The organism is Symbiobacterium sp., from assembly GCF_040797425.1.
Classification (GTDB): Bacteria; Bacillota; Sulfobacillia; order Symbiobacteriales; family Symbiobacteriaceae; genus Symbiobacterium.
In genome coordinates, this window is sequence record NZ_JBFNEH010000025.1 from 39905 (window position 1) to 52316 (window position 12412).

Annotated in this window: 16 protein-coding genes; 3 read left to right on the forward strand and 13 right to left on the reverse strand. The window is 68.9% G+C overall.

Features of this window, described 5'->3' with window-relative positions:
- Nucleotides 1-10: 10 nt before the first annotated feature.
- From AB2385_RS09480 to nth, 3 genes are all read right to left on the reverse strand, one after another.
- Nucleotides 11-448, reverse strand: coding sequence for a peroxiredoxin family protein (locus AB2385_RS09480; RefSeq protein WP_367654730.1), 438 nt, complete (start codon nucleotides 446-448; stop codon nucleotides 11-13).
- Nucleotides 449-520: 72 nt separating this feature from the next.
- The gene (locus tag AB2385_RS09485) at nucleotides 521-1573 is read right to left on the reverse strand and encodes an alpha/beta fold hydrolase (RefSeq protein WP_367654732.1); all 1053 of its coding nucleotides are present in this window, start codon (nucleotides 1571-1573) and stop codon (nucleotides 521-523) included.
- A 129-nt stretch (nucleotides 1574-1702) separates the two neighbouring features.
- Nucleotides 1703-2449: an endonuclease III gene (gene nth, locus AB2385_RS09490; protein WP_367654733.1), complete on the reverse strand. Its 747-nt coding sequence runs from the start codon at nucleotides 2447-2449 to the stop codon at nucleotides 1703-1705.
- A 95-nt stretch (nucleotides 2450-2544) separates the two neighbouring features.
- Between nth and AB2385_RS09495 the strand changes: the two genes are divergently transcribed.
- On the forward strand, nucleotides 2545-3270 hold the full coding sequence (locus tag AB2385_RS09495; protein ID WP_367654734.1) for a HEAT repeat domain-containing protein: 726 nt from the start codon (nucleotides 2545-2547) through the stop codon (nucleotides 3268-3270).
- A gap of 75 nt (nucleotides 3271-3345) precedes the next feature.
- Nucleotides 3346-4674 carry a glutamate-1-semialdehyde 2,1-aminomutase gene (locus tag AB2385_RS09500; RefSeq protein ID WP_367654735.1) on the forward strand — a complete coding sequence of 443 codons (1329 nt, stop codon included), beginning with the start codon at nucleotides 3346-3348 and terminating at the stop codon, nucleotides 4672-4674.
- Here AB2385_RS09500 and AB2385_RS09505 read toward each other — a convergent pair.
- From AB2385_RS09505 to AB2385_RS09520, 4 genes are all read right to left on the reverse strand, one after another.
- Nucleotides 4671-5354 (reverse strand): Yip1 family protein, encoded by a 684-nt coding sequence (locus tag AB2385_RS09505; RefSeq protein WP_367654736.1) that lies wholly within the window; start codon nucleotides 5352-5354, stop codon nucleotides 4671-4673. The two genes, AB2385_RS09500 and AB2385_RS09505, sit on opposite strands and share 4 nt — an antisense overlap.
- A 16-nt stretch (nucleotides 5355-5370) precedes the next feature.
- Nucleotides 5371-6291, reverse strand: a complete 921-nt coding sequence (sppA, locus tag AB2385_RS09510) for a signal peptide peptidase SppA (RefSeq protein WP_367654737.1) — start codon at nucleotides 6289-6291, stop codon at nucleotides 5371-5373.
- A 167-nt stretch (nucleotides 6292-6458) separates the two neighbouring features.
- Nucleotides 6459-6836 carry a MazG nucleotide pyrophosphohydrolase domain-containing protein gene (locus AB2385_RS09515; RefSeq protein WP_367654738.1) on the reverse strand — a complete coding sequence of 126 codons (378 nt, stop codon included), beginning with the start codon at nucleotides 6834-6836 and terminating at the stop codon, nucleotides 6459-6461.
- Nucleotides 6837-6879: 43 nt separating this feature from the next.
- Nucleotides 6880-7725, reverse strand: a complete 846-nt coding sequence (locus AB2385_RS09520) for a lysophospholipase (RefSeq protein ID WP_367654739.1) — start codon at nucleotides 7723-7725, stop codon at nucleotides 6880-6882.
- A 128-nt stretch (nucleotides 7726-7853) separates the two neighbouring features.
- On the opposite strand from AB2385_RS09520, the gene AB2385_RS09525 reads away from it, so the two are divergent.
- Nucleotides 7854-9062, forward strand: coding sequence for an MFS transporter (locus AB2385_RS09525; protein ID WP_367654740.1), 1209 nt, complete (start codon nucleotides 7854-7856; stop codon nucleotides 9060-9062).
- A 31-nt stretch (nucleotides 9063-9093) separates the two neighbouring features.
- On the opposite strand, the gene AB2385_RS09530 is transcribed toward AB2385_RS09525, so the two are convergent.
- From AB2385_RS09530 to AB2385_RS09555, 6 genes are all read right to left on the reverse strand, one after another.
- Complete coding sequence (locus tag AB2385_RS09530) at nucleotides 9094-10020, reverse strand: Gfo/Idh/MocA family protein (RefSeq protein ID WP_367654741.1); 927 nt, start codon at nucleotides 10018-10020, stop codon at nucleotides 9094-9096.
- Nucleotides 10021-10092: 72 nt separating this feature from the next.
- Nucleotides 10093-10518: a spore coat protein gene (locus AB2385_RS09535; protein ID WP_367654742.1), complete on the reverse strand. Its 426-nt coding sequence runs from the start codon at nucleotides 10516-10518 to the stop codon at nucleotides 10093-10095.
- A 12-nt stretch (nucleotides 10519-10530) separates the two neighbouring features.
- Nucleotides 10531-10800 (reverse strand): hypothetical protein, encoded by a 270-nt coding sequence (locus AB2385_RS09540; RefSeq protein ID WP_367654743.1) that lies wholly within the window; start codon nucleotides 10798-10800, stop codon nucleotides 10531-10533.
- Between the two features lie 111 nt (nucleotides 10801-10911).
- On the reverse strand, nucleotides 10912-11187 hold the full coding sequence (locus tag AB2385_RS09545; RefSeq protein WP_367654744.1) for a hypothetical protein: 276 nt from the start codon (nucleotides 11185-11187) through the stop codon (nucleotides 10912-10914).
- An 81-nt stretch (nucleotides 11188-11268) separates the two neighbouring features.
- Complete coding sequence (locus AB2385_RS09550) at nucleotides 11269-11619, reverse strand: hypothetical protein (RefSeq protein WP_367654745.1); 351 nt, start codon at nucleotides 11617-11619, stop codon at nucleotides 11269-11271.
- Between the two features lie 117 nt (nucleotides 11620-11736).
- Nucleotides 11737-12412: SPFH domain-containing protein (locus tag AB2385_RS09555; RefSeq protein ID WP_367654746.1), on the reverse strand; the 676-nt coding region annotated here is incomplete at its 5' end.

Genomic DNA, 12412 nt, shown 5'->3' on the forward strand with positions numbered 1-12412 from the left:
CATTCCTCCTTCAGTCCTGCAGGGCGTCAATGGCGGCCAGGATCTCCGTGGTGGACGGCATGCCCGGCTGCGTCCACCGGATCACCCCCTGCCGGTCGATCAGGAAAACCGTCCGCTGGATGAGGCCCAGGGCGTTCAGCACGCCGTAGGCGGCGGCCACGGCCTTCCCCTCATCCGCGCAGAGCGGGAAGCGGAAACCCTGCTTCTCGGCCCAGCGCTTGTGCGAGGCGAGGCTGCCGGGGTTGACGGCCACCACCTGCACCCCGCGGGCCTCGTACAGGAACGCTGCGTCACGCGCAGCGGCAAGTTGCCGGTTTCATCCGGGTGTGTTGTCCCTGGGGTAGAAAATCAGGAGCACGCGCTTTTGGCCCCGGAGCGCCGAGAGAGTAAACGTGCCCTCGGTGGACTCCAGGGTGAAGTCGGGGGCCACCTGGCCAGGCTGCAGCATGAGCGCCACCCCTTCCCTTGCTCGTCTCCGCGCCTATTCGCCGCGCGACGCCCAACTCCTGCCAGACAGGGTTCAGTGCCGGACGGGATGGCCGAGGAAAGACGCGATGGGCTCGGTCAGGCGGTGGGCCTCCAGGAGTGCGGCCCGGTGGCCGGCCAGCGAGTCAAGGGTCCAGACCTCGGCGCGCCCGCCGTAGGTGCGGATCAGGCCTGCGAAATCCTGGCTGACGGCCGGGGGGAAGAGGATGTCGGAGGAGACGGGCATGAGCAGGACCTCGGCGGTGATCTTCTGCGCCGCCACCTCCAGGTCGCGGTTGCCGCAGGCCACGTTGTGGAGGAGCGCCATCCGGGCGGTGGCGGCGACGTAGGCCGGACCCAGCACGCGGGCCAGGCGTTCAGCCTCGGCATCCAGCTCGGCCTGGAAGGCGTAGCGGCCGTCGGGCCCGGCCCAGGGGTGGGGCGAGGCCGTCGCCGTGCGTCGCCCCCAGACCGCGTCCAGCCAGTCGTTAGAGGAGGAGAGCGTGAGGTAGAGCCGCACCGCATGGAGCAGCCCGTCCCGGGGGGAGGATGCGATGGCGTCAATGGCCGCCTGACAGACCGCCAGGGAGAAGAGCGGCGTCGCCTGGGGGCCGCTGGCTGCGGCGATCACCTGCCGTACCCGGTCGGGGTACGTCACGGCCCATTCCAGCGCCTGAAAGCCGCCGGTGGAGGGGCCCGCCACGCAGGCCAGCCGCTCGATGCCCAGCGACGACAGCAGCTGCCGCTGCAGCCGCACGTTATCCCGCACCGTCACCTGGGGAAGCCGATCCGCTTCCGGCTCGCCCGCGCCGGCGGCGGCCGAATCGGCGCGGTGCGGGTTATAGAGCGTGTCCACCGCCACGACGAAATAGCGGTCGGTGTCAAACGCGCGCCCGGGGCCCACCAGCGGCTCCCACCAGCCGGGGCGGGGGTCTGCCGCGCTGCTGGCCGCATGCCGGTGACCGAGGAAGGGATGGCACAGCAACACGGCGTTGTCCCGCTGCGGGCTGAGACTGCCGTACGTCTCGTAGCTGACGGTGGCCGAAATCGTCTCCCCCACCTCGAGCTTCAGGCCGTCGGTGGTGAAGCGGTGCACTGGTCTGCTCACGCGCATTGTCGCCTCCTGAGCGCGCAGACGGACGCACAGTCCTGTCCTTCTGCGCCAGTACTCAGGAGTTGGCGAACCGCCCGGCATTCTCCTCTGCCGGAAGGGCGGGGATTGCTGGCATCCAGCGGTTCACACCTCTTCCGCCGCCTGCGCCCGGGCCCGTGCGGGGCGCCTCGTCCGGCCGGCGGCCTTCCCCGCACCAACCTTCTCTCCGGTGCGGGCCGGCTTCCCCGCCTTCTTCTGCTCCGCGCGGCCGAAGCGGCAGTAGGGAAGCAACGGGCACTCGCTGCAGCGCGGGTTCCGGGCGTGACAGACCTGCCGGCCGTGGTAGATGAGCCAGTGGTGCGCCTGCGACCAGTACTCCCTGGGGATGCGCCGCATCAGCTGCTGCTCGGTCTCCTCGGGCGTCTTGGCCGTGGCCAGACCCAGCCGGTTGGCCACGCGGAAGACGTGGGTGTCCACGGCAATGGCAGGCACCCCGAAGGCGTTGGAGAGCACCACGTTGGCCGTCTTGCGGCCCACGCCGGGAAGCGCCATCAGCTCCTCCCGGGTGGCGGGCACCTCGCCGCCGTACCGCTCGAGCAGCAGCCGGCTGAGCGCCTGGATGTTCTTGGCCTTGCTGTGCCAGAGCCCGCAGTCGCGGATCATCTCACCGATCTCGTCCACGGTGAGCGCCGCGAAGTGCTCGGGCCGGTTGTACCGCGGGAAGATGCGAGCCGTGACAATGTTCACCCGGGCGTCGGTGCACTGCGCCGAAAGCACGGTGGCGACCAGCAGCTCGAAAGGGGTGCTGTGGTGGAGGGCGCACCTGGCGTCCGGGTACATCTGTGCGAGTGTTTCAAGGATGGCCTGGGTCTCCGAACGGCTGGCTGCCATACCGTCACTCCTATTCCAATCCTCTGCCGGCGTCCCGCCCGGGCGCCGCGCAGCGTCAAAAAGGCGTCATCCGTCGCGGAAGGGGGATCGGTACCATGACGGCGGAACTGGAACGGGCCACCCGGAGGCTGGCATCGGCTGACCCGGGCGAGCGGGTGGCAGCGGCCCGGGACCTGGAAGCGCACCTGACCGCCCTGCTGGCGGCCGGCGCCACCGGCGGAGCGCCGCTGGCGGAGCGCCTCCTTCCCGCACTCGTGAAGGGGCTGGGCGACACCGAGAAGGGGGTCCAGGTCCACTGCGCCAACTGCCTGCAGCTGCTGGCGCCCCACTCCGGGGCCGTGCTGCCGGCACTCCGGGAGGCGCTGACGCCCCCGGATGAACGGCGAGCCTGGGGCGCCGCCTTCGTGGCCGGCCGGCTCGGCTTCTGGTCAGCAGGCGTGGGCCGGGCCCTGGCCGCCGCGATGGGCGCCCCCGACCGGGACATCCGCTGGGCCGCCGCCGACCTCGCGGTCGCCCTCGGCCGGGCGCACCCGGAATGTGTGGAGATGGTGAAAGAGACCCTGCAGTCGCCCGTGCCCGCCGCCCGGAAGATGGCCGCCTACTGCCTGGGCGCCATGGGCGCGTACGCCGACGTGGCCGGGGCACTGGCGGGGCGGCTGGCGGACCCCGACCGGGACGTCCGCCGTGCCGCGGTCCTGGCCCTGAACCGGCTGCCCCGGGTGCCGGCAGACGTGCAGCGGCAGGTGGTCTCCCTGCGGCAGGACCCCGACCAGTTCGTGCGCCGGGCGGCGGACGCCGTCGCCAGGCGCTGGGGGCTGTAAGACCTCATTCCTTAAGTCGCCGGCGCGTCCGCAAGCGGTGCGCCGGCAGAACTCGCCACAGCAGGAGGACAACCGATGGCAACCAGATACCAGCGCTCCGAAGCTTACTACGAACGGGCCCTGGCCCGCATCGTCGGCGGCGTCAACTCGCCCGCCCGCTCCTTCAAGGCGGTGGGCGGCGGCGCGCCGGTCTTCATGCAGCGGGGCCAGGGGCCCTACCTCTTCGACGTGGACGGAAACCGGTACATCGATTACCTGGGGGCCTACGGACCGGGCATCCTCGGCCATGCCCACCCCGAGATCGTCGCCGCCATCGCCCGGGCGGCGGAGGGGGGCACCCTCTACGGCACCCCGACCCCCTGGGAGGTGGAGCTGGCCGAACGGCTCCACGCCGCCATTCCCTCCCTGGAGCGGGTGCGCTTCGTCTCCACCGGCACCGAGGCCGTGATGTCGGCGGTGCGGGTGGCCCGGGCCTTCACCGGCAGGCCGAAGCTGATCAAGATGGAAGGCTGCTACCACGGCCACTCCGACTTCGCCCTGATTGCGGCCGGCTCCGGCCCGTCGCAGCTGGGCACGCCTGACTCCGCCGGGGTCACCGAGGGGGTCGCGCGCGACGTGATCACCGTGCCCTACAACGACCTGGACAGCCTGGCCGAGGCGCTGGACGTGTGGGGACGCGAGGTGGCCGCGGTCATCATCGAGCCGATCGTGGGAAACTTCGGCGTGGTGAACCCCGCCCCGGGCTACCTGGAAGGAGTGAAGCGGCTGGCCCACCAGCACGGCGCCCTGCTCATCTTCGACGAGGTGATCACGGCCTTCCGCGTGGCCTACGGCGGCGCCCAGACCCTGCTCGGGGTGGAGCCCGACCTCACGGCGCTGGGCAAGGCCATCGGCGGCGGAGTGCCCCTGGGCGCCTACGGCGGCCGGGCGGAGATCATGGACTGGGTGGCACCGCTCGGTCCGGCCTACCAGGCGGGCACGCTGGCGGGCAACCCGCTCTCGATGCAGGTGGCCCTGGCCGCGCTGGAGATCCTGGGGCGTCCCGGGGTCTACGAGCGTCTGGAGGCCGACTCCGCCTACCTGGCCGACGGCCTCGTGGCCAGCGCCCGGCGCCACGGCCTCACGGTGCAGCTGGGCCGCGCCGGCTCGATGTTCACCCTCTTTTTCTGCGACGAACCCGTCACCAACTACAAGGGGGCGGAGCGCTCCGATCCCCGGCAGTTCGCCGCCATGTTCCGCGGCCTCCTGGACCGCGGGATCCTGCTGGCGCCGAGCCGGTTCGAGGCCTGGATGCTCTCGGTGCAGCACAGCCGGGCCGACCTCGAGGAGACGCTGCAGATCGCCGACGAGGTCTTCAGGCAGATGGCGGCGCAGCGCCCGACCGCGGGCGACGCAGACGCCTAGATCGACACGTGGACGGCGGCGCTGACCATGGCCGCCACAAAGAGCACGATAACCAGGGTCGCCAGGGCGATTCCGACGCCCACCGGGATGAGGAAGACCACCACGGCCTTCCCCGTATCCACGCCCAGGGCCGCCCGGATGGCCATCACCGTGAGGACCAGCGTCCAGATCCAGAACCCCAGCCCCAGGAGAATGGCCAGCCAGGTAAGGCCGAGCCTGCCCAGCATCAGGTTGAGCGGGGCCTGCAGCCAGGCCGGCGTCAGTGCGAAGCCCAGCGTGGCGAGCATGGCCCGGCCGTCGCGGGCCCCGCCCATCATCTCGCCGATGAGCCCGTAGACGGCCGCCCGCAGGAACCACCAGAGTACGGTGCCGACCGCACCCAACACCACGCTCCAGGCCGCCATCTGGCCCAGGAAGGCCTCCATGACCGGTTGCGCTTCACCGGGCAGACCGGCCAGCGTCCTGTCGAGCTGGGCCACCATCGCGTCCCTGGTTCCCGCGAACCCGAGGACGGCGGTGAAGAGGGCGATGCCGATCACCAGCAGGGCGGCCGCCTTCACGGGCCGTTCGGAAGCGATGCGGGCCATCGCGTCCTTCGGAGCCGTGATCACGTCCAGGATCAAATCCCAGACCGAGGACCGGTTCTTCGGCTCGTTCCGCTCGTATGATTCCATCATCATGCGCAACCCTCTTTCGCTACTGCAGAATTGCCGGCTTCGTCTCCAGGGCCCAGAGGCCGCCAGACGGGCTCCGGCCAACCACCTCCGTCAGGGCCTTCCCCAGCAGGGCCCCGAACAGCGAGTTGCCCTTGTTCATCTCCCGCACCGACGGCTCGCCCTCGATCCCTGCGAGCTCGCCGGCCACCTCCACCGAGCGCTTCAGATCGCCCAGCTCATCCACCAGGCCCAGCTCCAGCGCCTTCCGCCCGGTGAGGATCCGCCCGTCGGCAATCGCCCGCACCTGCTCGGGGTCCATGCCGCGCCCCTCGGCCACCGCCTGCACGAAGTCCGCGAACGCCTCGTCCACGAGTTCCTGCAGGAGGGCCCGCTCGTCGTCCGTCATCTCCCGGGCCGGGTTACCAATATCCTTATAGGTTCCGCTCTTGAAGGTTTCCAGTTCGTAACCGAGCTTTTCGTAGATCCCCGCGAGGTTCTGCACCTGCAGGATGACGCCGATGGAACCGGTCTGGGTGGCCGGGTTGGCGATGATCCAGTCAGCCGCCGCCGAGATCCAGTACGCAGCCGAGGCGGCGGTCTCGCCCATCGAGACGACCACGGGCTTGCCTGCAGCCTGCACGCGCTTGATGGCCTCGCTGATCTCCCAGGCGGCCACCAGGCTGCCACCCGGGCTGTTCACCCGCATGACGACGGCCTTCAGCGTGGGATCCTCTGCCACCTCGTCCAGCTGCGCCACGATGTCGTCCGACCCGGCGTAACCGCCCAGAAGGCCGCCGCTGCTCTCACCCGTCTCCATCACGCCTTCCACCCGCAGCAGGGCGATCTCCCCACCGGCCGCCCGGCTCGTGCGCTCGCCTGCGTTCGGCCCCTGCCACAGGGCCACCGCCAGGGAGAGCACGACAACGGTGATCAGTGCGATTCCTGCAACCCAACGCTTCATAGGATCCCTCCTGTTCACGCTCCGTCTTTGTCACCCGCGTTTTGCTGCACAGGTATGCTTTTCGCTGAGGGATAATCCCGTTAAAAGCGACCCGACATCGGGCATCCATGGTTCGCGCAGCGCGCAAGAGCCGCTCCGGCTGCCCCAGGGGCAGGGAGCGGCACTCATCACTCCTGGTTCCCCGGCGGTGGTGCGATCCACTCGCGCTCCACGTTCCGGGCCATCTTGGCCCGGTAGGCCGCTTCCAGGTCAATCCCTGCGTTGTTGGCGAGTTTGAAAATGTAGGCGAGGCAGTCGGCCAGTTCGAAGCCCAGGTCGTGCCGGTACTCGGCCACGGCCGCCTCCCAGGCCTTCTCCCTGCCCAGCTCCGGCTCGAGCAACTGGGCGCGCCAGAGCAGCTTGCGCACCTCGTTGGCCACCTCGCCCACCTCGCCGGTGAGCAGGATCATGTTCAGCTTCAGGTCCTGGCTCCAGCCCTTCTTCTCGTCCAGCCACCGGTGGAAGGCCTGGAAATCGGCAATCGTCTTCATCGCATTCGGGAACATGCTGGGCCTCCTCTGCCGTGGTTCTGTCAGCCGGCTGCCCCGTTCACTCCATCCGGGGCGCCAGTCCGTGCGCTTCCAGCCAGGAGAGGATCTCGGCGAAGACCTCCTCGTACCCGGGGTCGTTGAAAATCTCATGGTACTTCTCGGGGTAGAGCTTGAACTGCTTGTCGGCATAGCCGATCCGGTCGAAGACCTGGCGGGTCACTTCCGGGTCCACCAGCTGGTCCGCTCCGGCGACCAGGAAGAGCGCCGGCACGCCGTCGGGGAAGATGACGGCGGTGCGGCACTCCGCCGCCGCCCGGGTACACTCCACGAACCAGCGCGGCGTGGCCGTCTGGCAGCGCAGCGGATCCTTCTGGTCGAGGGCGATGCGCTCGGCGTTGCGGGTGCAGGCCTCGGGGGGGATGCCGGACTTCACCTGCAGCCGGGGGGCGATGACGGCCAGGAGGGGCGCCAGCGCCTGCTCCGCTCGGCTCACCTTGGCCCGGCTCAGGAACCACGGCGAGGAGAGCACGAGGGCAGAGATGGTCTCGGGGTAAGAGGCCGCGTAGCGGTAGGCGATGAGCCCGCCCATGGAGTGGCCGATCATCACCGGCCGGCCGCTGGCCTCGGTCACCAGGCTGACGAAGCCCCGCAGGTCGGCCAGGTAGTCGTCGAACCGGTCCACGTGCATCCGGACGCCCTCGGAGCGGCCATGGCCCCGGTGGTCCATGGCCCAGACGGCGAAGCCCCGCGCCGCGAACCAGGCGGCCACGTGCTCGTACCGCCCGACGTGCTCACCGGCCCCGTGCACCAGCACCAGGCTCCCCGTTGCCTGCTCGGGCTCCCAGACCCGGTAGTAGAGGCTCAGGCCGCCGCGACCGGTCAGGCTGCCGCTTCTCTCTTTCATGGCTCCTCCTCCGTTCAGCGGATACTGGATGCAACTTCGGTATCTGTCGGGCAATTCCTGTCGGGAGGGATTGTCTGGCAGCAGCACGAATCTTTTAAGCATCTCGCAAACGGAGGCGAGTGCGCGCGATGAGGCTCAACTGGAAGTACACCTTCATCATTGGCTTCGGGTTCTTCGGCGTGGGGCTTGTATGGCCTCTGTATAATGCTTACATGCCTATTTTCTATTCCAAGTTCATCGAATCCAAGACGACGATCGGCTACCTGATGACCATCGACAACTGGCTCGCCCTCACCCTCACCCCGCTCATCGGCTTCCTCAGCGACAGAACGCGCACGCGCTTCGGCCGGCGCATCCCGTACCTGCTGGTCTTCGCCCCCCTCTCCGCCCTCTTCCTCATGCTCATCCCCGTGGGCTGGGAGACCAGCCTGTGGCTCCTGCTCGGGGCGGCTATCCTGATGAACCTCTCCATGGCGTGCTGGCGCTCGCCCATCGTAGCGCTGATGCCCGACGTGACGCCCCCTCCGCTCCGCTCCAAGGCCAACGGCATCATCAACTTCATGGGCGGCCTGGCCTACATCGTGGCGATGTACGGCGGTGCGATCCTCTACCGGATGTACCCCGGCCTGCCCTTCGTGGGCTCGGCGGTACTGCTCCTGGGGGTCACGGCGATCTTCTACTTCTTCATCCGTGAGCCCGAGAACTCCACCGAGAAGTCCGAGCGGTTCCAGATCGGCTTCATCAAGGACCGCAGCGCCATCTTCATGCTGCTGGCCATCTTCTGCTGGTTCGTGGCCTACAACTCGCTGGAGACCTGGGTGACCACCTACGGCCGGGACTATCTCGGCCTGCACGAGGCGGACGTGGCCAAGCAGCTCACCTTCTCCGGCGGTGCCTTCCTCCTGTTCGCCATCCCCTCCGGCTTCCTGGCCGACGGCATCGGCCGGTTCAAGGGGCTGGGCCGTAAGCGGACCATCATCGGCGGCCTCCTGATGATGATCCTGGCCTTCTTCCTGCTCAATCTGCAGTCTGACCTCACGAAGGTCTGGTATCTCTTCGCCTTCGTCGGCTTCGCCTGGGCGTGGGTCAACATCAACTCCTACCCGATGATCACCCAGATGGCCCCCGAAGGGCGGATCGGCGCCTACACCGGCATGTACTACCTCTTCTCCTCGCTGGCCAACATCGCCGGGCCGCCCCTCTTCGGCTGGGTCTTTGACCACTACGGCTACGTCTGGTTCTTCCCGATGGGCATCATCTTCATGGCCCTGGCCATCCTGTGCATGCTGATGGTCCAGAAGGGTGAGAAGGAGTCCGCACCTGTGTCCGCCTCCTGAGCAACCGGCCCCATCGGCCGCCCCGGGCCCGTCACTCCGCTCCCGCGCGCAGGATCTCCTCCGCCAGGCGCTGGGTGGCCAGAGCCTCGGCCGCAGAGGTCTCCGGGGTGCGTCCCTCCCGCAGGCAGGTGAGGAAGTGGTCCAGTTCGGCGGCGATGCCCCGCTTTTCCAGGGTGGGCGTCCACGAGCCGAAGAGCGGCTCCACGCGCTCGGCGCCCCCCTCCCGTACCACGACCCGCTCCAGTTCCTCCACGATCACCGTCAGCCCGCCGCCCTGCAGTTCGACCCGCTCGGTAACGGCGCCGGCGCCCCAGCTCTGGGCCAGCTGCACCACGGTTCCCGTCGCGCCCTCCATCTGGGCGGTGACGAGGCCCGCCCGGGCCAGGGCCGCCCGGACCCTCAGGTCGCCGGCGAAGAAGCGGGCCAGGTCGATGATGTGAATGGTGTCGTCGGTGACGTAAAAGCGTAGCGACCTGCGGTCGCCGCCGCCGGCCCGGTGCTTCTGGACCAGGACGTACTCCACCGGCTTTCCCGCCTCTGCAAAGAGGGCCCTGGCCCGGCGGTAGGCAGGGGCATAGCGGCGGTTGAAACCGACCATGAGCAGCCGGCCCGTGCGGCCGGCTGCCGTCGCGATCGCCTCCGCCTCGTCCAGCGTCTCGGCCAGGGGCTTCTCCATGAACACGTCGATTCCGGCTTCCATCAGGGCAACGGCCTGCTCGGCGTGGACCTCCGTGGGGCTGAGCAGGTAGGCGGCGCGGGGGCGCAGAGCGAGGAGCTGCTCGAAAGTGCGGGCCTGCAGGTCGAGCCGGTACCGGGCAGCCAACTCGTCCACGCCCCGGCCGGTGCGGCTGCAAAGGGCCACGATGCGCACGCCGGGGTGCTGGGTGAGCACGGGCAGATGCGCCTTGCGGGCGATGTTGCCGAGGCCGACCACGCCCAGGGTCACGGGAGCGTTCATGTCAAACACCTCCTCAAGCGAGCGACGGCGGCGGAGCCTGCCTCCGCCGCCGTCGTATTCGCTGACTCACCGTCAGTTTCCCTGCTGCCCGCCGGTGCGGCTCGCCATCTGCTCGATCTGCTGGCTGGGCGGGAAGGGGAACTGGGTTTTGTACTGCAGGAACTGCTGGAACGTGTGGGCCACGCTCTGGGCCTCCGCCACGGGCAGCTTGTACCAGCCTTTCTTGAACATGAGGTGATAGACCTGGCGCTGCATCTGCATGCAGGAGTCGAAGTTCTGCTTGAACACGTTAAACAGGGCATCGTGGCTCGCCTCGATCATGGCCATGTCATAGCCGCTGGAGACGTACTTCTCCTGCGCCAGCAGGTCCTGCATGCGGTCGCGGTCGTTCATGGACGGGTCCTTTACCCGGGGCAGATTGGTCTGCTCCTTGTGCTCCATGGTGAGGTGCCCGCCCTGCATGGTGAACTGCGGCTGAACCCCCTGCTCTTGCTGCACGGCTCGCCCTCCTCACATCACGGTGGTCGGGGCGTCGGCGCCCGACACGGTGATCTGCGTCGCCTGGTCCACGTGCTGGCTCAGGTGCGTCAGAAGCCGCTCCAGGTTCTGCTGGTGCTGCTGGGCGATCTGAAACATCGCCTGCTTGCACTCGGGATCCTGGGTCTCGTTGGCGTAGTGGAACGCCTTCTTGCACGCCAGCAGTTCCCACGACATCGCGTCGCGCAGGTAGGCCAGGTCCTTGTCCGTCAGCGGGGTCATCCCGCCAATCTGAAACTGCACTTCCGCCTTCCTCCCTTCGAAAAACGCCCGCGTAAGCTTTCCCGGTTGGAAGGGGCGGCATGCTGCACGCGGCCTGCCAATCTTTGTGAACAGAGGGCCGTGCGGCGGCCGCTACAGCTTCAGGTAGTGCGCACCCAGCCAGCCCAGGCCCAGCAGGATGATGAGCGCCAGCAGCTCCACGCCGGCCCGCTCGCCGATCTCCAGCCGGTCCTTGCTGCGGTCGCGCCCCCGCAGGATCGCCAGCGTGGGCCCGAACGTGAGCACGCTCAGCATGTACGTCACCGAAACCGGCCAGCCGAAGAGCAGCTTCCCCAGGGCACCGATGCTGACAGAGCCCACGAAGCTCCAGAATACGATCACCACGGTTTCCTGCAGGATCGGGTTCATCCTCAGTCCTCCACGTCCACATTCGGCCTGTGCGGGGCGCCTGACGCCCGAACCCGCGCCCGCCCCGGACGGCGGGGGCGGTCAGTCCTCCAGAAGCACGCCGAGGCGGCGCAGGCCTTCCGCACCGGCGGGGGTCACAGCCAGTCCGTCAGGCGTGCGCGCCAGCCATCCGGCGGTCAGCAGGTGACGCTGCAGCAGGAAGCCCAGGTGGGCCCCGATGTGCCGGCCGCACATGGCCACGGGAGCGCGGCGGCTGGCCGTCAGCGGGGCGAGGTCCAGACCGAGCGCCGCAAGGCCGGACCAGCCCAGCGGCGTCACGCCGGGCGGATCGGCCGTCACCCAGCCCAGTTCCACCAGACGGTCCGCCAGCCGCTCGGCCAGCCGCCCGCCCAGGTGGTCGTAGCACAGTTCGACCAGGGGCCGGTCGTTCACGCAAGCTCACCTCGCCCCTAGTGTGACCCGGTTGGGGCGTTCCCTGCAGGCGCTCGCCCCCGCCCCGGCCTGGGCCGGCACGCCGGCCGTGCCCGGCGTGCCTCGCCCGTTGCTCGGCTAGCGGCCCACCGGAACCGTGGGCTGCGCGGCCCGGTCGCCGGTGAGCACCACCAGCAGGTTGGTGACCAGGTCGGCCTTGCGCTCGGGCGAGAGCTCCACCTTGCGCTGTTCGTCCAGCATGTCGAGAGCCATCTCCACCATGGAGACGGCGCCCTCCACGATCTTCTGCCGCGCCGCGATGATGGCCGCGGCCTGCTGCCGCTGCAGCATGGCTCCCGCAATCTCGGGGCTGTACGCCAGGTGCGAGATGCGCGCCTCGATCACCGCGATGCCCGCCATCTCGAGCCGCTCCTGCAGCTCTTGCTGGAGGGCCAGGGCCACCTCCTCCGCGGAACCCCGGAGCGACGGCCTGCCCTCATTGTAGCCGTCGTCGTAGGGGTACTGGCTGGCGAGATGCCGGATGGCCGTCTCGGACTGCACCTCCACGAAGGCGTTGTAGTCCTCCACACTGAAGAGCGCCCGGGCCGTGTCCACCACCCGCCAGACCACCACTGCGGCAATCTCGATGGGGTTGCCGTCGGCGTCGTTCACCTTGAGCTGCGGCGAGGTGAAGTTGCGCACCCGCAGGCTGACCTTCCGCTTGCTCACCAGCGGGTTGACGAAGTACCACCCGTCAGACTTCACCGAGCCCATGTACCGGCCGAAGAGGATCAGTACCTCGGCCTGGTTGGGC

Bases quoted from the DNA above. Each gene is read 5' to 3' on its own strand.
- nth (WP_367654733.1), bottom strand. From the start codon at position 2,449: ATGGCAGCCAGCCGTTCGGAGACCCAGGCCATCCTTGAAACACTCGCA.
- AB2385_RS09495 (WP_367654734.1), top strand. From the start codon at position 2,545: ATGACGGCGGAACTGGAACGGGCCACCCGGAGGCTGGCATCGGCTGAC.
- AB2385_RS09500 (WP_367654735.1), top strand. From the start codon at position 3,346: ATGGCAACCAGATACCAGCGCTCCGAAGCTTACTACGAACGGGCCCTG.
- AB2385_RS09505 (WP_367654736.1), bottom strand. From the start codon at position 5,354: ATGATGATGGAATCATACGAGCGGAACGAGCCGAAGAACCGGTCCTCG.
- sppA (WP_367654737.1), bottom strand. From the start codon at position 6,291: ATGAAGCGTTGGGTTGCAGGAATCGCACTGATCACCGTTGTCGTGCTC.
- AB2385_RS09515 (WP_367654738.1), bottom strand. From the start codon at position 6,836: ATGTTCCCGAATGCGATGAAGACGATTGCCGATTTCCAGGCCTTCCAC.
- AB2385_RS09520 (WP_367654739.1), bottom strand. From the start codon at position 7,725: ATGAAAGAGAGAAGCGGCAGCCTGACCGGTCGCGGCGGCCTGAGCCTC.
- AB2385_RS09525 (WP_367654740.1), top strand. From the start codon at position 7,854: ATGAGGCTCAACTGGAAGTACACCTTCATCATTGGCTTCGGGTTCTTC.
- AB2385_RS09530 (WP_367654741.1), bottom strand. From the start codon at position 10,020: ATGAACGCTCCCGTGACCCTGGGCGTGGTCGGCCTCGGCAACATCGCC.
- AB2385_RS09545 (WP_367654744.1), bottom strand. From the start codon at position 11,187: ATGAACCCGATCCTGCAGGAAACCGTGGTGATCGTATTCTGGAGCTTC.